Here is a 20,387-nt window from a genome sequence, read left to right on the forward strand (position 1 = left end):
CCCAAGGGTCGCCCGACGTCCTTCTATTCGACACTCCGGCATGAACGTCACGCAACCGACCACCCGCCGGTGGCCTACTGGCCGGCGCGGTAAACGGCGATCTCGGTCATCGTCGGCGTGTACACCTCGGTCGGCACCTTCCCGGTGAGCGCCACCCGGAGCCGGGAGGTGGTGACGCTGCCGAAACCGGTCACCGTCAAATCGTGCCCTATGCCGTTGGCGCGGCTGGCGAAGGTGACCCAGGCGCCGGTCCCGGCGTCCCATCGCTGCAGTGCGAACGACTGGACGCGCGGGTTGGTGCCGGAGTCGGTGTACTCGTCGAGGTACACCTCGTCGAAGGTGGTGTCCGCGCCGAAGGCGATGTCGAGTGTGATCGGGTAGGTCGCGTCGTCGGCCGCCGCCCAGCGGGTCGCCGGGTCGCCGTCGGTCAGCTTCTCCGCGCCGAGTGTGCCGCCCGCGCCGGGGTGGGTCGAGCTCGCGGTGACCGGTTTGCCGAGCGCGAGGTTAATCCGGTCATCCGGCCCGTTCTCGATGGGGTCGTCGTCCACCGGGTTGGTGACCTTCGTGCCGATCGGGCTCTCCGCCATGCCGACGTCCGGCGCGTCCCCGTAGTAGATGTGCGTGCCGAGGAAGTCCTCGGTGCCCAGGTGCGGGTTGTACCGGCCGGCGTCGATGAGCGGTGAGTCGTCGCGCAGCTTGAAGTGCGCCGCGGCCGTCCGGATCTGGTTCACGCCCACGCCGGTGATGTACTTCGCCGGATCGCCGACGAACTTCGGGTGGGCCCGCGACCCGGCCGCGTCGGCCGGTTCCTGGCTGGAGTGGACGCCGCTCGCCTCGTAGTAGTCGTTGTTGGAGAACACCGCTTGGCGCAGGGCGCCGGTCCGGCGGTACCACGGCGTCGATCTCGTGGCGGAGGAGTTGTAGAAGATGTTGTTCAGGAAGTAGACCCTGCTCAGGAACGTCTCGTCATGGACGTAGCCGAGCTCCGCGCCGTCGTACACGAAGGTGTTGTTGGCGAAGTACGTCGGCGAGTAATTCGTCGACAGCATGTTCTTCACGAGCACGCCGTTGTCGTTGACGCTCAGGTTGTAGCGGGCGACCGAGTTGGAGCTGTTGCCCATGTACGACATCCAGCCCGCCGCGTTGTCGTGCGAGTAGTTGAACTGGTAGGTGACGTTGAAGTTGGTGTATTCCAGATCCCACGGAGTGCCGTCGAACTCGTTGTCCGGGCCGTCGTAGACCTCGTTGTACTGCATGACGGAGTCGGCGCCCGCCCACAGATAGAGCGCGACGGAGACCGCGTTGTACCGCTTGAGGTAGCCGTTGACCTCGTTGTACTCGACCGTCATGTTCTTGGTGTCGGCGAGCTGGACGGCGCCCTGGCCGACGCTCTCGGCGTAGTTGTGGCCGATGTAGACGTCACGGCTGTACAGGTCGCGGGTGCGTACCCAGAGCTGTTCCCAGCCCTCGTGGAACTTCCCGTTCTCGTCGTACTGGCCGGCGTCCGCCCCGTCGGCGGCGAACCAGTTGAACGCGAACTGCACGGCGTGCAGCTCGACCTTCGCGAAGGTGTTGTTCTCGATCCGGACGTCCTTGAAGTAATAGCCGCCGGTCCCGTACGACTTGTAGCTACGGCTGCCGAAGACCTGGAAGTTGACGCCGCCGTAGTGGATCTTCTGCCAGCTGCTCGGGCCGTCGAGATCGTGGACGTACACGTTCGAGACGCGGAAGTGGTCCATGATGCTGTCCGCGCCGGCCGCCAGGAGGTCGGCGTTGATGGAGACCATGATGCCGTCGCGGACGTAGGACCCGGTCGTGATGTCGGTGGCGAAGTTGTCGTCGTTGGACAGCTCGACGTTGTTGATCTCGAAGTACTGCTGGTTGCGCAGCACGATGGCCCCGGTCCGGCCGACCGTGTCGGGGTTCTTCGTGCCGTCCGCCCGGAAGGGGCTCGGCACGTTGCCGTTCGTCGCGATGTACGGGCGGCGGGCGCGCGCGTCGCCATAGGCCGAGATGGTGATCGGCCTGCCCGCGCTGCCCGAGCCCTTCGGCCACAGCTGCTCGTTGTTCCACTGCTGGCCGGCCTTGAGCAGGACGCGGTCGCCCGGCCGGAACGTCGTCGCGTTCGCCTTGGCCAGGGTGCGCCAGGCGGTCTGCGGTGAGGTCCCGGCCGCGCTGTCGCGACCGTTCGTGGCGTCGAAGAAGTAGTCCTTGCCGCCCGTCGGGTTCGGCGTGTTGCCCGGCAGGTCGGCCTTGACGGCGGCGGGGGAGTGGTCCGAGGCCGCGGCGGCGGGCGCGAGCGAGCCCGCGAGGAGCGCGGCGAGCAGGACGGTGAGCCCCATGCGCGGCGCTCGCGCCCACGTTCTGACAGGTTTCACTGTTGTCCATCCTCTGCGTTGATGGCCTCTGCGTTGATGGCGTCCACCGCCGCGGTGTCGACCTCGATGTCGCTGCCGTCCACCCGGCGCTGGAGGAACTGGCGGAACTTCTCCTCGATGAGCGACTGCCGGATCCGCCGGGAGTACTCGGCGAACGCCGCGCTCTCGTCGACGGTCTTGCCGGTGAGTTCGTAGTAGGTGATCTGGCCGGTGCCCGGGACCGGGGCGGAGATCTGGCCCGCCGCGAGCTTGCCGAGCACCGCCATGAGGTCCTGGTCCTGGGCGGTCGAGCCGCCGCCGTGGTGCGTGGCGGTCGTGAGGCGGGCGCCGGGCTCCCGGCCCGCGACCTTCGCCAGCCGGCCCGCCGCGGTCACCCGCCACTGGAGTGCGGCCGCGGAGGTGCTGTCCGGCACCGGCACGACGAGCTTCGCGTACGTGTACGTGGTCGCGTTGGCGCTCCAGGCGTCCCGGTCGGCGTCGAACGCCCGCCGGACGTCGGCGTCGGTGACCTGGATCGTGCCCTTTCCGCTGAGCCGCCGCGTCAGTGCCGTGGTGAGCTGGGTGAGCCGGTGCGAGTAGTACTCCTCCGGGGAGAACCGCGCCAGGCCGTAGACGACCGCACCCCTGGCAATGTCGGCGGCCCGCCGCTCGTTCTCCTCGGCCAGCTCGGCGAGGAAGTCCGCGTGGTCGGGGGAGGCGATCAGCCCCTCCTCCTGCGCGAGGACGAGCGTGGTCTTGTCCCGCCGGATCTCGTCGAGCGCGCGGGCCGCGAGCCGCTGGAGCGCGGTCCTGTCGCCGGTCCTCGCGGTCCAGTCGATCGCGTCCTGGAGGTGGTACTGGTTGCGTAACTCGTTCTCCACCTGGGGTGCGAGCCGCCGCATGTGGAAGAGCAGCTCGTCGCGGGTCACGGCGTGACCGCTGACGGAGGCGACCTCATCGGTGCGCAGGGCGAGAACCACGCCGCCGACCAGCAGGGCGGCGAGGACGGTCAAGAGCAGGATGCGCTTCATGAGCTCGCCCCGATCGCCGCCACACAGCTGACGACGGGCCTGTCCCGGGCCTCGGGCACCTCGACCAGTACGGCGTCGACCTCGACCGGCGGGAACGTCAGGATGCGCTGGTAGCCCACCGCGTTCGCCCGCGCGAGCGTCGTCCACCGGCCGTCCCGGCGACCCCGGACGACGACGTGTTCGATGCGCTGCCCCTGAGTGATGTCCTCGCCCACGACGACCGCCTCGATCGGGCGGGGGCCCGCGAACGCGAGCCGGACGCTGGGCAGCGCGTCGTCCGGCCGCCACGGCGTACGCCCCCTGCCGGGCCACGCGGTCGCGACGTCACCCGGAGCCCCGGACGACACCGTCGCGGTCGCCTCGACGCGCCGTGCCCGGAAGTCCTCGATGCGCCGACCGAGCTGTTCCAGCACCGCCACGTCGGTGTCCCGCAGCCGCCCGTCACGGGCCGGCGGGACGTTGAGCAGGAAACAGGAGTTGCCGCCGACCGCGCGCAGGTAGACGCCGAACAGCTCGTCCGCGGAGCGGACCGAGGCGTCCTCGGCCGGGTGGTGGAACCAGCCGGGACGGATCGAGGTGTTCACCTCGGCCGGGTACCAGACCAGGTCGTCCTCGTGCCCCGCCAGCGCGGCGCGGCTGCCGAGGTCGCGGTCGTCGCTGCGGACCAGCCGGGCGAAGGCGCCGTCGTCCGCCCGCTGCGAGCGGTCCGCGATCCGCTCGGCGTCGCGCAGGGCGCGCGGCACCACGCTCCACTCGTCGGGCCGGGTGTCCCCGGCCTCGTTGCCGCACCAGCGGACATCCGGTCCGCACACGCTGATGACCGCGTCCGGTTGCAGCTCGCGGGCCACCGCGTAGTACCGCTCCCAGTCGTAGACCTGGCGCCTGCCGTTCGGGCCCTCGCCGTTCGCGCCGTCCAGCCACACCGCGAACACCGGCCCGTACCGGGTGAGCAGCTCGGTGAGCTGGGCGATGTAGAAGTCGTCGTACGCGGCCCCGGCGCCGTAGGACGCCTCCGTGCGATCCCACGGCGACAGGTAGATCCCGAACCGCAGGCCGTGCCGCCGGGCCGCGCCGGCGACCTCCGCGACCACGTCGCCCCGGCCGTCGCGCCAGGGCGAGGAGGCGACCGTGTACGTGGTGACGTCGCTCGGCCAGAGGCAGAACCCGTCGTGGTGCTTGCAGGTGAGGATCACGCCGGTCATCCCGGCGGCCTTGAGCGCCGTGATCCACTGGTCGGCGTCGAGTCCGGCCGGGTCGAAGGCGGCCGGGTCGTCGTGCCCCTCGCCCCACTCCCGGTCCGTCATCGTGTTCATGCCGAAGTGGATGAACCCGTAGAACTCCATCGCCTGCCACGCGAGCTGACGCCCGCTCGGCCGGACCGCGGCGAGCGCCTGCCCATTGCCGGTCACCGGAACCGCCGGTTGTACGAGGCGAGTACGGCCAGCAGCCCGGCGAGCCCGGCGAGCATGATCGCGAGGCTGCCCCACCCGACCGTGGTGCGCGCGGTGACGACGACGGCGACGCAGCCGGCCGCGACGAGCGTCCGCGCGGTGACGACCAGGACGCCGCGGGTCGATTCCTTCATGAGCTTCAGCCCTTCACGCCGCCGGACGCCATGCCTTCGATGAGCCGGCGCTGGATGAACGCGTACAAGATGAGCACCGGAACGATCACGATGACCATGCCGGCGTACAGCCGCCCGTAGTCGGCCGCCGCCTTCTGCGCGGTCATCAGGTTGAGCAGGCCCACCTGCAGCGTCTTGCCCTCGCCTGGCAGCAGGGTGAGCGCGATGATGAAGTCGTTCCAGTAGGCCAGGAAATTGAACAGGACCACGGTCGTGAGCGCCGGTCGCGCCATCGGCAGCATGACCCTGACCATGACCTGGAAGCGGGAGGCCCCGTCCAGGGCCGCGGCCTCCTCGAAGTCCGCCGGTATCGACCGGAAGTACGCGGTGAGCAGATAGATGGTGAACGGGATCGACGTGGCCGCGTAGACGAGCGAGAGGACCGCGGGGTTGTCGATGAAGAAGCCGCCGGGCAGCACGTCGACCAGCGCACGGTCCCAGCCGACGAGCATGAGGAAGATCGGCACGACGATGTAGTTGACGTTGACGAACAACCCGCCCAGCAGCGCGACCTCCACGAGACCGCGGCCGCGGAAGTCGTACCGGGCGATGACGTAGGCCGCCGGCACGGAGACCGCCACGACGAACACCAGCCCGAGCAGCGTGACGAACACCGAGGTGAAGAAGTACTGGCCCATGCGCGCGGTGACGAACGCGTCGACGTAGTTGCGCAGGTGCAGGCCCTCCGGCAGGGTCCAGGGGCTGCCGTAGAACTCGCTCTTCCCCTTGAGCGAGGCGAGCAGCACCCAGCCGACCGGCACCGCGATGGCCAGGGCGATCGCGGTGACGAGGACGTAGGTCAGTGCCCGGCGCGCCTTGATCGTGGGCATGGTGACCGTCCTCAGAACTGAAGGGGCTCGCGCCGGGTCGCCCGGCTCACCAGGAGCGAGACGAGGAAGGAGAACGCGAAGATGACGACGCCGATGGCCATGCCGTAGCCGTACGACGAGTTCGTGTACGCCTGCCGGTACATGTAACTCAGCAGGACCTCCGACGAGCCGTCGGGCCCGCCGCCGGTCATCGCGCGGACGAGGACGAAACTGAGGTTGACCGCGCTCATGACGAAGAACGTCAGCGTCGTGCGGAGGTTCTGCCAGATGAGCGGCAGCGTGATCGCGAAGAACTGGCGGCCGGCGGACGCGCCGTCGAGCGCCGAGGCCTCGTACAGCTCCTCCGGGATGCTCGACATTCCGGACATGTAGAGGACCATGTAGTAGCCGAGCGACTGCCAGACCATCGCGATCGCGACGGACCAGAGCACGAGGTCCTGGTCGCCGAGCCAGACCCGCCGCAGGGTGTCGAGCGACAGCAGCCGCAGGGTGCCGTTGAGCAGGCCGTTCTCCTGGTCGAAGACGGCGGAGAAGATCGCCGCGATCACCACCACGGACAGCACGCTCGGGACGTAGAGGACGAACCGGTAGAGGACCCGCCCCCGCAGCCGTTGCCGGGTCATGATCGCGGCGAGGAACAGGCCCATACCCATCGTCACGACCGTCACGACGACCAGCAGCGCGACCGTGTTCTGGAACGCGCGGACGAACTGCGCGTCCTCGAGGAGCCGGCCGAAGTTGTCCAGCCCGACGAATCGCATGTCCGGCGAGAAACCGCTCCAGGTGTAGAACGACATCCGGAACACGTTCACGGTCGGGACGACCATGAACACCGCGAAGAGCACGAGCGCGGGCAGGAGGCAGGCGAGTACGAAGACGCCGTTGCCGCGCCGGCGCGCCCCCGTGCTCAAGGGACGGCCGCCGGGCACGTCAGCCACCCGCCTGGCGCAGTTTCTCGCTCGCGTCGTCTAGCGCGGCCTGCCACTGGTCCTCGGTCTTGTCGCCGCTGATGATGCTGTTGGCGGTGTCGAAGAGGGTGGCCTTGATGTCGACGCCCTCGACGGGCGCGGTGCTCGCGAACCCGCCGACCAGCGCCTCGACCGCCGTTTCGTCGTAGATCTTGTAGAACTCGGCGTTCTCCCCGGTCAGACTGCTCGCGATGCCCTTGATCGGCTGGATCGCGTTCGACCTGGCGAAGACCTTCGCCGCCTCGTCGGAGTACAGGTAGGCGACGAACTCCTTCGCCGCGTCCTTGTTCTTGGCGGCGCCGGGGATCCAGACCGACTCGACCGACGTCGTGATGTAGCGCTTGCCGCCTGCGGTCACCGGCGGCAGCGGCGTCAGGCCCCACTGGAAGCCCTTGGCGCGCGGGGCGTCCTTCATCTCGCCGACGACCCAGGTCCCGTTCGGGATGAACAGCGTCTTGTTGTCGAGGATCGACTGCTGGTTCTTGGTGAAGTCCTGCTCGTTGGCGTACCCGACCGTCGTCGGCGCGGCGTACTTCAGCAGCCGGGTGGTGATGTCGAGCGCCTGCCGCGCCTGCGGTGTCTTCCACACGCCCTGCTTGTACGTCATGACGTCGGTGTAGAACTGCTCGCCGCCGACGTCGGCGAGCAGCGCGAAGAAGTACGCGTCGAGGTATCCGGCGGTCGGGTAGGTGAACAGCGAGAACCCCTGCTTCTTGACCGACTCGCCGAGCGCGAACATCTCCTCCCAGGTGGCCGGGACCTTCCAGCCCTTCTGGGCGAACAGCCCCTTGTTGTAGAAGAGCCCGCTCGGCGCGTAGTACATCGGCATCGTGTACGTCTGGTCGGTGCCGTAGGGGTTGGTGTTGAGGTTTCCGACGATGCCCTCGATGAGCTTGTCGCCCACGGTCTTGTCCTCGCCGGGGACCTTCGCCTTCAGCACGGGCGTGAGGTCTTCGAGGGCCTTGTCCTTGATGAGCGTCTCGGTGAGCGCGGCCTTGCGGCCCTGGCCGAGCACCACGACGTCCGGGAACTTGCCGGCCTTCATGTTGGGGGAGATCTCGTCCTCGATGCTCTTCGAGATCTGTAAGCGCACGTCGACGTTGGGATGCGAGGCCTTGTACGCCTGAACGACCTGGGCGTACATGTCCCGGCCGTAGCCGCCTTCGAGAGCGGCGACGCTCAGGGTCGTCTTACCGGAGTCCGAGCCGCCCCCGCCCGCCGAGCAGCCGGCGAGCAGTCCGAGCACCGTGACGGCGGCGCTCGCGAGGACGAGTGATCTCCTCATGGTTCCGGGGTCCTTCCCGTGGATGGCGCAGCAGGGTCCGGACGTTGTTACAGTGGCATCGATAACATGGCTGCGCAAGAGGCACTTCACGCACAGCCGGCGCGGGGTTCAGTGGCGACGCGGCGGTGCCGTGGAGTCGCGGACCGTCAGTGACACGGCCGACTCGGCGGCGTCGGCGCCGCCCCCGCCCAGCAGCAGGGCGACGGCGGCCGAGCCGGAGCGGTAGAAGTCCTGGCGCACGGTGGTCAGCGGCGGGTGGCAGTAGGCCGCCAGGGCGATGTCGTCGACGCTCACGATGGACACGTCGCCGGGCACCGACCGGCCACGCTCACGCAGGGCGCGGATCACTCCGAAGGCCATCTCGTCGCTGGCCGCGAAGACGGCGGTCACGTCCGGGATCATCGCGAGGACCTGCCCCTGCCGGTGCCCCGAATCGGGCGACCAATCCCCTTCCAGCGGGGGCGGCGCCTGGATCCCGGCCGCGGCCAGGCACTCCTGCCAGCCCTGCCGCCGCTGGCGCGCCTCGATCCACTCGTCCGGGCCCGAGACGTGCCACACCTGGCGATGCCCGAGGTCGAGCAGGTGCTGCGTGGCGATGCGGCCGGCCTCCCGCTGGTCGATCCCGAGCACCCGGGCGCTCGCGGTGCGGGAGCCGTCGAGCGTGACGGTGGGGATCTCCTGGGTGATGTCCTCCATCTTCTGCGTCACCGAGATGAGCGGCACGGCGATGACGATGCCGTCCACGCCCTGGTCGGCGAGCTTGGACAGGGAACGCTCCATCAGGCCGGTGTCGAGCCCGGCGATCGTCGCGATGCTCACCGCGTAGCCGGCCTCGCCCGCGGCCGCCTCGACGCCGGCGGTCACCGCCGAGCGCGAGTAGTAGCCACCGGACTGCAGCAGCACGAGCCCGATGGTGTGGCTGCGCCCGGAGGAGAGCACCCGGGCGGCGTGGTTGAAGCGGTAGCCGAGCTGCCCCACGGCGGCCAGCACGCGCTTCCTGGTCTCCGGGTTGACGTTCGGCGAGTCGCGGAGCGTACGCGAGACGGTCTGCGCCGACACCCCGGCGGCCCTGGCCACGTCAGCCATGCTCGGCTGCCTCGTGGGCCGCTCGGTGGCCTCGGTCATCGCGCTTCTCCCGCCGTCGCCTTCCTCCGTCGAATCATAGTGCCTATGTTACGTATGGCATCGATAACATAGGCTGCCACCGTGATCGAGCTGCCCGGCACCTCTCCGGCCCCGACGACCACTTCCGAGGGAGCGGCGCTCACCTGGCGCGGGCGCCGCCTGTACCGGCACGGTGTCCCGCACAGCATCCTGTCCGGGGGGCTGCACTACTTCCGCGTCCACCCCGATCTCTGGCGGGACCGGATCCGCCGGCTCGCCGACCTCGGGCTCAACACGGTCGACACCTATGTCGCGTGGAACTTCCATCAGCCCCGCGAGGACGAGGCGCCACGCTTCGACGGCTGGCGGGACGTGGAGCGGTTCATCGGCATGGTGGGGGAGGAGGGTCTCGACGTCGTCGTCCGGCCCGGCCCGTACATCTGCGCCGAGTGGTCGAACGGCGGCCTGCCGAGCTGGCTCACCGGCCGCGACGTGGCGATCCGCAGCTCCGACCCCGCCTTCACCGTCGCGGTCGGCCGCTGGTTCGACGAGCTGGTCCCGCGCATCGCCGCGCTCCAGGCCGCCGAGGGCGGACCGGTCGTGGCGGTGCAGGTGGAGAACGAGTTCGGCAGCTACGGCGACGACCAGGCCTACCTGGGCTGGAACCGCGCGGCGCTGACCAGCCGCGGCATCCGGGAGCTCCTGTTCACCGCGGACGGGCCCACCGAACTGATGCTGGACGGCGGCGCCCTGCCGGGCACGCTGACAGCCGTCACCCTGGGCTCCCATCCCGACGCCGCCCGGCGGCTCCTGTCCGCGCGGCGGCCGGACGAACCGTTCGTCGTCGCCGAGTTCTGGAACGGCTGGTTCGACCACTGGGGCGAGCGGCACCACGTCCGCGGCGCCGGCAGCGTGGTGCCCGCCCTTGAGGGGATCGTCGCCGACGGCGGCAGCGTGAGCATCTACATGGCGCACGGGGGGAGCAACTTCGGGCTCTGGGCGGGCGCCAACGAGCACGAGGGCCGGTTGCGGCCCACCGTGACCAGCTACGACTCCGACGCGCCGGTCGCCGAGGACGGCACGCTCACCGCCAAGTTCTTCGCCGTACGGGAGGTGCTCGGGGCGCGCGGACCCGTACGGATGCCGACGACGATCCCGACGCTGCCGGCGGCGCGCGTGCCGCTGGTCCACCGCGCCGGCCTGCTCGCCGGGCTCCGCGCCGTGCCCGCGCCCGTCATGACGGGCCCGCGCCCGGCCTCGTTCGAGCGGCTCGGGCTCGACGCGGGAATGGTCCTGCACACCGCGCGGCCGCGCATTCCGGCGGGCGAGCATCGGCTCGTCCTCACCGACGTACGCGACCGGGCCCTGGTCTTCGGTGACGGCGCCTTCCTCGGCGTCGCCGACGCCGATCACCCGGAGCTGCCGATCCACGGAACCGGCGCCGTCGTACGCCTGGAGGTCTTGGTGGAGAACCTCGGCCGGGTGAACTACGGGCCGGGCATCGGCCGCCACAAGGGCCTGCTCGGTCCGGTCCTCGTCGACCGGCGCATCGTGCAGGGCTGGGACAGCACCCCGATCGCCCTCCAGGAGTGGTCCACCACGGAGCTGACCCACGCGGTCACCGCCGCCCCGGAGTCTGCGCGGGGCGGCGCCGTGTCCGCGGACGTCGGGTTCGCCGTCGCGGCGGTGCGCGTCGACGCGCCCGCGGACACCTTCCTCGCGCTGCCGGGGTCGAGCCGTGGACTGGTCTGGGTCAACGGCTTCCTGCTCGGCCGCTACTGGGAGATCGGGCCGCAGGTCACGCTGTACTGCCCGGCACCGCTCCTACGCGCGGGCGAGAACAGCGTGACGGTCCTCGAGCTGGAACGGCTCGGCGGAATCCTGGAGCTGCGGGACCGCCCCGAGCTGGGACCTCCGGAGGAGTACGTCGAGGAGTTCGGCTGACCCGCCTCACCCCTGGAGCCGGGCGTCGGCGTCGGCCAGGAAGACATCGAGCACCCCGTCGCCGACCTGCGGCTGGGCCGCGCCCCAGCGGTTGCGCGGCGGGCTGACCCGGACGGCGCGGGCCTGCCGCTGCAGCTCACGCGACTCGGCGAGCAACGCGGCGGCCTTGGTCGCGTCCCCGGCCTGCTTGGCCTGGAGCGCGTCGAGCATGGTCACCATCGCCCTGCCCCACAGCGCGGTGGCGTCCAGCCAGGACGCGGCGTCGTCGGTGAAGCCCTTCTGCACCTTTCCGCCGCGGATGGTGGCCGGCGCCGTGGCGATGGCCTTCGCGTACGGACGCAGCGCGGCGATCGCGTCGGCGGGCCGCCCGCCGTCCCACGTCCGCCAGAACCCGGCCACGCGCCCGGCCAACTCGGGTGCCTGAGGCTGCCAGGGGGTGCCGCCGAAGGTGGGAGCCATGTGCTCCAGGTCGCCGAAGACCAGCAGGGCCTCGGTGGCCGCCTTGTCGCCGCCGGCGAGATAGGCCATCGCCCGCGGCCAGCTCTTCCTCGCGTCGTACGCCGTGTCGTTCCAGGTGAAGTCCGCGGCGCCGAAGACCGCGACCTTGCTCGCGTACGGCTGGTTCATCGGGTTGGCCACGATGCCGGACAGGTGCGCGGCCAGGCCGCCCTCACGCTTGTCGTAGGGCGCCAGGAGCAGCCGGCCGCTGGTGTTGCCGTAGTCGTTGACCGGGTAGTTGTCCCAGACGAAGACCTTGCGCCCGAACAGCTCCGCCGCCTTCTCGGCCTGCGCGTTGGTGATCTCCGGCGGCACCGTGTCGGTGCCGGTCCACATCACCTCGATCGCGGGGTCGAGGGATTCCCGCAGGGTCTGCTTGTACGTGGTGTCGGTCAGATCGCCGTACTCGGTGGGCACCATCTGCAGCCGCTGGGCGCCGTCGTGGCCGGCGATGAAGGTGCGCTGCACGTCGTTGAGCAGGTCGACCTGGGCTTTCGCCGCGGCGGTGCGTCCGGCCGCGCCGTAGGCGGCTTCATCGGCCGCGCAGTTCCAGCGGGTGTAGCTGATGTCGTCCAGCGGGATGGAGAACGCCCGGGCGCCCAGGTCGTAGAGCGCCTGCAGCTTCCGCTTGAGGGTGTCGCGGTCCGCGGGGTCGGAGTAGCAGATCGACACGCCCGGGGAGAGCGCGAAGGTGAAGCGGACATGGTTCGCGCCGGCCCGGGTCACCAGCTCGCCCAGCTCGGCGAGCTTGGCCGCCGGGTAGGGGTCGCGCCACTTGTCGCGATGGTAGGGATCGTCCTTGGGAGCGTAGATGTAGGTGTTGGCCTTGACGTCGCCGTAGAAGTCCATCTGGTCGAGGCGTTCGGCGTGTGTCCACGGCGAGCCGTAGAAGCCCTCGATGGTGCCGCGTAGCGGCATCGACGGGAAGTCGCTGACCTGAACCCCCGCCACCTTCCAGCCGTCACCCGAGCGGGCGAACAACTGGCGCAGCGTCTGCACGGCATAGAACTGGCCCCCGGCGTCCTTGCCGCCGAGAGCGATCTCGCGCGACCGGCCGCCCGAGACCCGTAACGCGTACCCCTCGGCCTTGTCGGGCACGGACACGTCGCCGAGCGCCCGCGCGATGTCCGGGCGGGTCCCGGGGCCGAGCCGCACCGCGAGCAGGCCGGCGGCGGGGGTCCGGTCGGGGGTGATGATGTCCACCCGGGCCGCGCCGTGTGCCTTGAGTTCCCGTACGAGGCGGTCGCGGGCGGCGGGGTCGGTCTGGTCGTCGGCGATCACCAGCACCCGGCTGGTGACCACGGCGTCCGCGCCGATGCCGCTCAGCGACTGCGGAGTCGGCGACACCGAGGGTAAGGGGGGAGCGGCATGGGCGGCGGGGATGGGCAGGAGCGCTCCGGCGCACAGGGTCGCGGCCAGTGCGAGCGCTGCTGCGGGGGTTCGTCTTGTCACGAGACTCTCCATTCGTCTATGTCGGCTGGAGGTGCGGTGCTGGCACGTAGGACGAGGTCGGGGGTGGGAGCCTGCACCGCGCGGGGTTCCGGACGCTCGGCCATCACGTGGAGCAGTTCGGTCGCGGTGAGCGTGCCGAGCGCGTAGGTGTCGCGGGTCAGCGCGGTGATCGGGGGATGCGGCAACTGGGTGAGGATGGAGTCGTCGAAGGACACGATGGAGACGTCGCCGGGGACCCGTACGGACCTCTCGGTGGCCACGCCCAGTCCCGCCGCCGCCATGACGTCGCTGTCATAGATGATCGCCGTGCACCGGGGGCTCGCCTCCAGCAACTGGCGCGTGGCCGACGCTCCCTGCGTGTCGGAGTAGTCGGTCGCCACGCTCACGATGTCGACGCCGAGCGTTTCGCGCGCGTCGGCGACGGCCTGGAGGCGGCGCCGGGTGTGCTGGTAGGAGGGGATGCCGCTGACGTGGCCGAGGAAGCGGTGGCCGAGCGCGGCGAGGTAGGCGAGGACACGGGTCATCGCCGCGTGGTCGTCGACCCAGACGCTGGTCAGCGGCAGGGGCGCCCCGTGGCCGCCCAGGATGACGGCGGGAATGCCGAGGCCGGCGATGAGCTCCGGCCGGGCGTCGTCGACCGTGAGGTCGAAGAGCACCAGCCCGTCGACCCGGTTCTCGGCGGCCCAGCGGCGGTAGACCGCCACCTCCGCCTGAGGGTCCTCGACGATGAGGAGCTGGGTGGCGATGCCCTCGTTGGACAGGCGGGACTGCAGGCCCGACAGGACATGCGCGAAGAACGGCTCGACGCCCAGCGTGCGGGCCGGACGGGCGAGGACGATGCCGACCGCGTCGTTGCTGGCCCCCTTGAGGGAGCGCGCGGCCCGGTGCGGGCGCCAGTTGAGCTCCTCGGCGACCTGGAGGATGCGCTTGCGCGTCGCGTCGCTGATGCCGGGGCGGGCGTTGAACGCCAGTGACACCGCCGAGACGGAGACGCCCGCCAGGCGCGCGATGTCGGTGCTCTTCAGGCGGGCCGGTGGGGCGGGCGCCGAGGGCTCGGGGGAGCCGGATGAAACAGACGGAACCTCGTCGTTCGGCGGCATCGCTCCTCCATCGTCGTTACGCAAACGAGATGATCCTCCCGCGTGACCATGAGAACTAAACCGTATTAGTCTTCGGTCACTTGCCACAACTAAAACGTTTCAGGCATATTGTCACACCTCCGCTACGGAGAGGTACACGATGCACAACCACCTCAGCCGCACGCTCGAGCGGCTCGACCGCGTGCGGCGAGACCGGATCCTGCCCCGGATTCACACCCGGTCGGCAGGCGTCGAGGTCGAGGCATGGACCGTCGCGGACGACGGGGAGCCGGTGAGCGCCCGGCACGCCCTCGGGCTCGCCGGCGACCCCGGCCGTACGGCGCCCGGCTACCGCCCCTTCCCGCTGGGCGCCGCCTGGGGACAGGCCTGGGCCACGACCTGGTTCCGGATCCGCGGCACGGCCGGGCAGCAGGACGGTCCCCTCGACCTTGTCCTCGACCTGGGCTGGTTCGACCACTCCGTGGGCGGCCACTGCGAGGGCCTGGTCTTCACCCCGGACGGCACCATCGTCAAAGGCCTGCACCCCCGGCAGTCCGCGATCCGGTTACGGGGCGACGGAGCCGTTCCCGGGCTGCTCGATGCCGACGGCGCTTTCCTGCTCTACGTCGAGGCGGCGGCGAATCCGCTGCTGCTCGGGTTGCCGCCGTTCGTCGTCACCGATCACGGTGAGAAGGGGGCGGAGGAGCCGTTCGAGCAGTTCAGGCTGCGCCGCGCGGAGATCGCCGCGTTCTCGCCGGAGATCCACGCCCTGGCCTGCGACCTGGACGTCGCCGGCGGGCTGGCCGCCGAGCTGAGCGCGGACGAGCCGCGGCACTGGCGGCTGCTGCGCGCGATAGAGGAGGCCCTGGACGTCTACGACGAGGCGGACGCCGAGGCCGGCGCCCGGCGGGCGCGGGCGATCCTGGCTCCCGTCCTGGCCGCGCCCGCGCACGCCAGCGCCCACCGGATCACCGCCGTCGGGCACGCGCACATGGACACGGCGTGGCTGTGGCCGCTGCGCGAGACGGTACGCAAGCTCGCCCGTACGGTCTCCAACGCGCTCGCCCTGCTCGACGCCGACCCCGAGCTGGTGTACACGATGTCGGCGGCCCAGCACTTCAGCTGGCTCGAAGAGCACTACCCGGAGCTGTTCGACCGGGTGCGGCAGCACGTCGAGCAGGGCCGGTTCGTACCGGTCGGCGGCATGTGGGTCGAGGCGGACGGCGTCATCCCCACCGGCGAATCGATGGTGCGCCAGCTGACCTACGGCAAGCGCTACTTCATCAGCCGATTCGGCCGCGAACCACGGGAGATGTGGCTGCCCGACTCGTTCGGCTACTCGGGCGCCCTGCCGCAGCTGGCCCGCCGGGCCGGGTCCCGCTGGTTCCTGACCCAGAAGATCTCCTGGAACGACACCACGGTCTTCCCGCACCACACCTTCTGGTGGGAGGGCATCGACGGCACCCGGATCTTCACCCACTTCCCGCCCGCGGAGACGTACGCCGCCGAGGTGACCGCCCGCGAGCTCCGTCACGCGGTCACCACCTTCAAGGACAAGGCGATCGCCTCCCATTCGCTGCTGCCCTACGGGTACGGCGACGGAGGCGGCGGACCCACCAGGGAGATGGCCGAGCGGCTGCACCGCTTCGCCGACCTGGAAGGCGCCCCACGGGTGACCTCCAGGTCGCCGGCGGAGTTCTTCCAGGAGGCCGAGGCCGAGCTGCGGGACGCCGGATCCCTGGAGCCGGTCTACCGTGGCGAGCTCTATCTGGAGCTGCACCGGGGCACCCTGACCTCGCAGACGGCCATGAAACAGGGCAACCGGCGCTGCGAGTCGCTGCTGCGCGCGGCCGAATATCTCAGCGCGGCGGCGAGCGCGCTGCGCGACTCGCCCTACCCGCACGCGGACCTCGACGAGATCTGGCGCACCGTGCTGCTGCACCAGTTCCACGACATCCTCCCCGGAACCTCGATCGCCTGGGTGCACCGCGAGGCCCGCGACACCTACCGGGCGCTCGAGGAACGGCTGCACGATCTGATCAAGCAGGCCACGGCGGCACTGCGCGCCGACCTGGCCGTGACGGAACCGGGTGCGGCCGCCGTCGAGGTCACCGACGGCGAGGACGGCGGCACCGTACTGGATGACGGTCTGCTGCGGGTCGTGGTGGACGGCGGCGGCCACGTCGTCTCCCTCCTCGACCAGCGCAGCGGCCGGGAGGTCGTCCCGCCCGGACGGCGACTCAACGAGCTGCAGCTCTTCCGCGACGAGCCGGTGCGCTGGGACGCCTGGGACGTGGACCGGCACGTACTGCGCCACCCCCAGGTGCTCGACGAGGTCACCAGCCGGAAAGTGATCCACGACGGGCCCGACGCCGGCGTGGAGGTGGTCCGGCGGACCGGCGCGTCCACGATCACGCTGACCATGTGGTTGCGGGCCGGCACCGGGCGGTTCGAGACCGCGTGCACCGTCGACTGGCAGGAGCGCGAACGCCTGCTCAAGGTGGCCATCCCGGCGCGGGTCAGCGCGCGGACCGCGCGGTTCGAGACCCAGTACGGGTACGTCGAACGCCCGCTGCTGTCGAACACCGCCTCCGAGGAGGCGATGTTCGAGGCCGCGATGCACCGCTACGTGCAGGTGGCCGACGGCGACTACGGCCTCGCGATCGTCAACGACACGATGTACGGAGCCGACGCCCGCGCCGACGGCGACTCCACCGTCGTCCGGCTGTCCCTGCTGCGGAGCGCGCGCTTCCCCGACCCCCACGCCGACCAGGGCACCCATGTCTTCCGCTGGGCGGTGCTGCCCGGTGCGGACGTGCCCGCCGCAGTCGAGGCCGCCTACGCGTTCAACGCGCCCGACATCGCCCTGCTGCCGCCGTTGGTCCGCCTGGAGCTCCTGTCCGGGCACGCGCTCATCGACTGGGTGAAGCAGGCCGACGACGGCTCCGGAGACCTCATCGTCCGTGTGTACGAGACCCAGGGAGGAAGGGCGAGCGCGCGGATGCACTGCCACGAGGAACTCGGCGCGGAAGCCGTCCTGTGGGAGACCGACCTGCTCGAACGGGAGCTCACCGGCGAGGAGGACCTTCCCCTGGCTGTGGGGCCGACACGTCGTTCCGTGAGCGACGTCCGTCTGGATCTGGGCCCTTTCCAGGTGGCGACCCTGCGGATCGCCGCCCAAGCATCCCCCAAGGAGGACATCAAATGAAAAAATGGACCGGTGTCGCGGCACTCGCCCTGGGATCGCTACTGCTGTCCGGGTGCGGCGGCGGCGACCCGTCGCCGCAGGCCTCTGGCGGGGCGCTGTCGGGCACGATCAAGTTCCAGACCTGGAACCTGAAGAACGACAAGTTCACGCCCTACTTCACCGAGCTGATCGCGGCTTTCGAGAAGGAACACGCCGGCACGAAGATCACCTGGGTGGACCAGCCCGCCGAGGGCTACCAGGACAAGCTGTCGGCCGACGCCGCGGCGGGGGCGCTGCCCGACGTCGTGGACATGGGCCCCGAGGCCGCCTACACCCTGGCCCAGGCCGGGGTCCTGCTCGACCTCAGCAAGGCCGACCCCCAGGCCAAGAGCCTGTACCTGGACAAGGCGTGGGAGGCGATGACCTTCAGCGGGCTCGGCGGCGGAACCTACGGCTACCCGTGGTACCTGAACACCGGGCCGTCGTTCTTCAACACGGCGCTGTTCAAGAAGTGCGGTCTGGACCCGGCCAAGCTGCCCGCCACCTATGACGATCTCTTCAGCCAGGCCGAGACCATGGCCAAGAAGTGCTCGGACGTGTCGATGATCGCCCGGATGCCGGTCATCGAGATGTTCGGTGAGGCCGGCGTGCCCCTCATGGACGCCACGGGCAAGAAGTTCACCTACAACGACCCCAAGGGCGTGGAGCTGGTCGAGCGCTTCAGGAAGCTGTACGCCGGCAAGGGCCTGACCCAGGAGTCGCTGAACAACCTCCAGACCAAGGAGGTGGAGGAGTTCAAGGCCGGCCGGCTGGCGTACCTGTCGGGCAGCTCCTACACCCTCAACGACCTGAAGGAGACCGCGCCCGACATCTACAAGGTGCTCGGAATCGGGCCGCGGATCAGCACCGCCGCCCCCAACATGTACATCGAGTCGCTCGTCGTGAACGCCACCGGCAAGAACCAGCCGCTGGCCACGGCCTTCGCCAAATACGTGACCAACCCCGCCAACCAGCTCGCCTTCGCCAAGAAGGCCTCGGTGTTCCCCTCGTCGGCCGGGTCCATGGACGACGAGTACTTCACCAAGGACGACGGCGACCCCGCCACGAAGACGCGGCTGGAGAGCGCCGCCCAGGTCAAGAAGGCGGTCGTGTGGTGGCCCCCGGCCTTCTCCGGCTCGGCCGACGCCGACACGCTCCGCGAGCAGATCGCCCAGGCCCTGCTCGGTAAGAAGACCGTGCAGCAGGCGCTGGACGAGTCGGTCAAGTACTCCAACGACCGGCTGGCCTCACACGGATGACCGACTCCACCCCGGCTACCCACAAGTGGCGCGTGACCCCCTGGTTGTTCCTGGTGCCGGGCCTGGCCGTCGTCGTGCTCCTGGTCCTCGTGCCGTTCCTGAACACGCTGCGGCTGGCGTTCACGGACTCCATGCTGCTGCGGCCCGGGGACTTCGTCGGGCTGGACAACTTCCGGCGGATGTTCGCCGACGAGCGGTTCGGCACCGCGCTGCTGAACTCCAGCCTGTACGTGGTGTGCGTCGTGCCGTTCATGGTGGTGCTGCCCCTGGTCCTCGCCTCGCTGCTCAGCGGGGCGGGGCGGCTCATGGGGTTCTTCCGCACCACCATGTACCTGCCGGTGATCATGTCACCGGTGATCGTCGGCCTGATCTGGACGAACCTGCTCGACAAACGCGGCCTGGTGAACGAGCTGCTCGGCACGCTCAAGCTCGTCGCCCAGCCGGTGCCGTTCCTCACCGACCGCTGGCTGCTGCTGTTCAGCGCGATGTTCGTCACCGTGTGGACGGGCCTGGGCTACTACATGGTCATCTACCTGGCCGCGCTGGCGAACATCGACCCGAGCCTGTACGACGCGGCGGCGATGGACGGCGCCGGCCCGGTGCGCACGTTCCTGAACGTCACCGTTCCGGGCGTGCGCTCGACGATGGCGCTCATCGGCGTCCTGTCCTCCGTGGCGGCCTTCCGGGTCTTCGGCGAGATCTACGTGCTCACGGACGGCACCGGAGGGGTGGGCGGCGGCGATCTCACGATGACCATGCTCATCCAGCGTGAGGGCACCGGCCTGCAGGCGCGTACCGGATACGCGGGCGCGATCAGCCTGGTCATGTCCGTCATCCTCGGCGCGCTGCTGATCGCGCAACTCGTCATGCAACGCAAGCAGAGGTCCTTCTGATGTCCACCCGACGTCGCTTCTCGCCGGGGTCGGCCGTGCGCTACCTGATCCTGGTCCTGATGGTCGTGCTGCTGGCCGGCCCCCTGCTCTGGCAGCTCTCGCTGTCGCTCAAGGGCGCCGGCGACGCGCTGTACACGCGGCCGCCCGAGCTGATCCCCGGCCATCCCACGCTGGGCAACTTCTCGACGGTGCTCGATCGCATCCCGGTGCCGCACTACCTGCTCAACTCGCTGATCGTGGCCGCGATGGCCGTCGCCGGCAACGTGGTGGGCGCCACCTGCGCCGGTTACGCGCTGGGCAGGCTGCGCTTCCGCGGTCGCGGGGTGGCGACCGGCATCTGCGTCGCGGCCCTGCTCGTCCCGGCCGAGACGGTCCTCATCTCCCAGTTCCTGCTGGTCAGGGCGGCCGGTCTGGCCAACACCCTGATCGGCGTCGTCCTGCCGACGATCGTGGCCGCGCTGAACGTGCTGCTCATGCGCAACGCGTTCCGCAACCTGCCCGCCGAGTTCGACGAGGCGGCCGTCATCGACGGCGCCAACGCCTGGCAGCGGTTCATCCGCGTCTCCGTCCCCCAGGTCAAGGGCATCATCACCGTCGTGGCGATCTTCGCCTTCGTCGGCTCGTGGAACGACTTCCTGTGGCCCCTCATCGTCCTGTCCGACGAGGACAACTACACCCTCACCGTCGGACTGAACCGTCTGCGCGGCACCTTCTACGACGATCCCCGCCTCATCGCGGCCGGGACGATCATCGCCTTGGTGCCCATCGTCACTTTCTTCGCCGTGTTGCAGCGCTACTTCTTCCGCGGGCTCGAAGCGGGAGGCTTGAAAGGGTGAA

15 protein-coding genes are annotated in these 20,387 nt (G+C 70.0%); 5 read left to right on the plus strand and 10 right to left on the minus strand.

What is annotated here, in order from left to right; genetic code table 11:
- Positions 1-74: 74 nt before the first annotated feature.
- From KME78_RS67650 to KME78_RS51155, 8 genes are all read right to left on the minus strand, one after another.
- Positions 75-2,378 (minus strand): discoidin domain-containing protein, encoded by a 2,304-nt coding sequence (locus KME78_RS67650; protein ID WP_219537279.1) that lies wholly within the window; start codon positions 2,376-2,378, stop codon positions 75-77.
- On the minus strand, positions 2,375-3,388 hold the full coding sequence (locus KME78_RS51125; RefSeq protein WP_219537280.1) for a hypothetical protein: 1,014 nt from the start codon (positions 3,386-3,388) through the stop codon (positions 2,375-2,377). The genes KME78_RS67650 and KME78_RS51125 overlap by 4 nt, the downstream gene beginning before the upstream one ends.
- Positions 3,385-4,797, minus strand: coding sequence for an alpha-L-fucosidase (locus KME78_RS51130; protein WP_219537281.1), 1,413 nt, complete (start codon positions 4,795-4,797; stop codon positions 3,385-3,387). Before KME78_RS51130 ends, KME78_RS51125 begins: the two co-directional genes overlap by 4 nt.
- Positions 4,794-4,973, minus strand: a complete 180-nt coding sequence (locus KME78_RS51135; protein ID WP_219537282.1) for a DUF6903 family protein — start codon at positions 4,971-4,973, stop codon at positions 4,794-4,796. The genes KME78_RS51130 and KME78_RS51135 overlap by 4 nt, the downstream gene beginning before the upstream one ends.
- A gap of 5 nt (positions 4,974-4,978) precedes the next feature.
- Positions 4,979-5,842 carry a carbohydrate ABC transporter permease gene (locus tag KME78_RS51140; RefSeq protein ID WP_219537283.1) on the minus strand — a complete coding sequence of 288 codons (864 nt, stop codon included), beginning with the start codon at positions 5,840-5,842 and terminating at the stop codon, positions 4,979-4,981.
- A gap of 11 nt (positions 5,843-5,853) precedes the next feature.
- Positions 5,854-6,780 (minus strand): carbohydrate ABC transporter permease, encoded by a 927-nt coding sequence (locus KME78_RS51145; RefSeq protein ID WP_308127442.1) that lies wholly within the window; start codon positions 6,778-6,780, stop codon positions 5,854-5,856.
- Complete coding sequence (locus tag KME78_RS51150; RefSeq protein ID WP_219537284.1) at positions 6,773-8,095, minus strand: carbohydrate ABC transporter substrate-binding protein; 1,323 nt, start codon at positions 8,093-8,095, stop codon at positions 6,773-6,775. The genes KME78_RS51145 and KME78_RS51150 overlap by 8 nt, the downstream gene beginning before the upstream one ends.
- A gap of 108 nt (positions 8,096-8,203) precedes the next feature.
- Positions 8,204-9,220: a LacI family DNA-binding transcriptional regulator gene (locus KME78_RS51155; protein WP_219537285.1), complete on the minus strand. Its 1,017-nt coding sequence runs from the start codon at positions 9,218-9,220 to the stop codon at positions 8,204-8,206.
- Between the two features lie 81 nt (positions 9,221-9,301).
- Here KME78_RS51155 and KME78_RS51160 point away from each other — a divergent pair, with 81 nt between their 5' ends.
- Entirely contained in the window at positions 9,302-11,143 is a 1,842-nt protein-coding gene (locus tag KME78_RS51160) for a glycoside hydrolase family 35 protein (protein WP_219537286.1), read from the plus strand.
- Between the two features lie 6 nt (positions 11,144-11,149).
- On the opposite strand, the gene KME78_RS51165 is transcribed toward KME78_RS51160, so the two are convergent.
- Both KME78_RS51165 and KME78_RS51170 read right to left on the minus strand, forming a co-directional pair.
- Positions 11,150-13,093 carry a glycoside hydrolase family 84 protein gene (locus tag KME78_RS51165; RefSeq protein ID WP_219537287.1) on the minus strand — a complete coding sequence of 648 codons (1,944 nt, stop codon included), beginning with the start codon at positions 13,091-13,093 and terminating at the stop codon, positions 11,150-11,152.
- Complete coding sequence (locus KME78_RS51170; RefSeq protein ID WP_219537288.1) at positions 13,090-14,193, minus strand: LacI family DNA-binding transcriptional regulator; 1,104 nt, start codon at positions 14,191-14,193, stop codon at positions 13,090-13,092. Before KME78_RS51170 ends, KME78_RS51165 begins: the two co-directional genes overlap by 4 nt.
- A gap of 139 nt (positions 14,194-14,332) precedes the next feature.
- Here KME78_RS51170 and KME78_RS51175 point away from each other — a divergent pair, with 139 nt between their 5' ends.
- The 4 genes from KME78_RS51175 to KME78_RS51190 are packed head-to-tail and all read left to right on the plus strand — an operon-like array spanning position 14,333 to position 20,386.
- The gene (locus tag KME78_RS51175) at positions 14,333-17,380 is read left to right on the plus strand and encodes an alpha-mannosidase (protein WP_219537289.1); all 3,048 of its coding nucleotides are present in this window, start codon (positions 14,333-14,335) and stop codon (positions 17,378-17,380) included.
- Positions 17,377-18,657, plus strand: coding sequence for an ABC transporter substrate-binding protein (locus KME78_RS51180; RefSeq protein ID WP_219537290.1), 1,281 nt, complete (start codon positions 17,377-17,379; stop codon positions 18,655-18,657). The genes KME78_RS51175 and KME78_RS51180 overlap by 4 nt, the downstream gene beginning before the upstream one ends.
- Entirely contained in the window at positions 18,654-19,550 is an 897-nt protein-coding gene (locus tag KME78_RS51185; protein WP_219537291.1) for a carbohydrate ABC transporter permease, read from the plus strand. Before KME78_RS51180 ends, KME78_RS51185 begins: the two co-directional genes overlap by 4 nt.
- Positions 19,550-20,386, plus strand: coding sequence for a carbohydrate ABC transporter permease (locus KME78_RS51190; RefSeq protein ID WP_219537292.1), 837 nt, complete (start codon positions 19,550-19,552; stop codon positions 20,384-20,386). Before KME78_RS51185 ends, KME78_RS51190 begins: the two co-directional genes overlap by 1 nt.
- The last annotated feature ends 1 nt before the right edge of the window (position 20,387 follow it).

The sequence above is a fragment of the Nonomuraea guangzhouensis genome (assembly GCF_019396345.1).
Classification (GTDB): domain Bacteria; phylum Actinomycetota; class Actinomycetes; order Streptosporangiales; family Streptosporangiaceae; genus Nonomuraea; species Nonomuraea guangzhouensis.

Excerpts from the sequence above, each read along its gene's own strand:
- KME78_RS51125 (WP_219537280.1), bottom strand. The coding sequence starts at position 3,388 with ATGAAGCGCATCCTGCTCTTGACCGTCCTCGCCGCCCTGCTGGTCGGC.
- KME78_RS51135 (WP_219537282.1), bottom strand. The coding sequence starts at position 4,973 with ATGAAGGAATCGACCCGCGGCGTCCTGGTCGTCACCGCGCGGACGCTC.
- KME78_RS51140 (WP_219537283.1), bottom strand. The coding sequence starts at position 5,842 with ATGCCCACGATCAAGGCGCGCCGGGCACTGACCTACGTCCTCGTCACC.
- KME78_RS51150 (WP_219537284.1), bottom strand. The coding sequence starts at position 8,095 with ATGAGGAGATCACTCGTCCTCGCGAGCGCCGCCGTCACGGTGCTCGGA.
- KME78_RS51155 (WP_219537285.1), bottom strand. The coding sequence starts at position 9,220 with ATGACCGAGGCCACCGAGCGGCCCACGAGGCAGCCGAGCATGGCTGAC.
- KME78_RS51170 (WP_219537288.1), bottom strand. The coding sequence starts at position 14,193 with ATGCCGCCGAACGACGAGGTTCCGTCTGTTTCATCCGGCTCCCCCGAG.
- KME78_RS51175 (WP_219537289.1), top strand. The coding sequence starts at position 14,333 with ATGCACAACCACCTCAGCCGCACGCTCGAGCGGCTCGACCGCGTGCGG.
- KME78_RS51180 (WP_219537290.1), top strand. The coding sequence starts at position 17,377 with ATGAAAAAATGGACCGGTGTCGCGGCACTCGCCCTGGGATCGCTACTG.
- KME78_RS51185 (WP_219537291.1), top strand. The coding sequence starts at position 18,654 with ATGACCGACTCCACCCCGGCTACCCACAAGTGGCGCGTGACCCCCTGG.
- KME78_RS51190 (WP_219537292.1), top strand. The coding sequence starts at position 19,550 with ATGTCCACCCGACGTCGCTTCTCGCCGGGGTCGGCCGTGCGCTACCTG.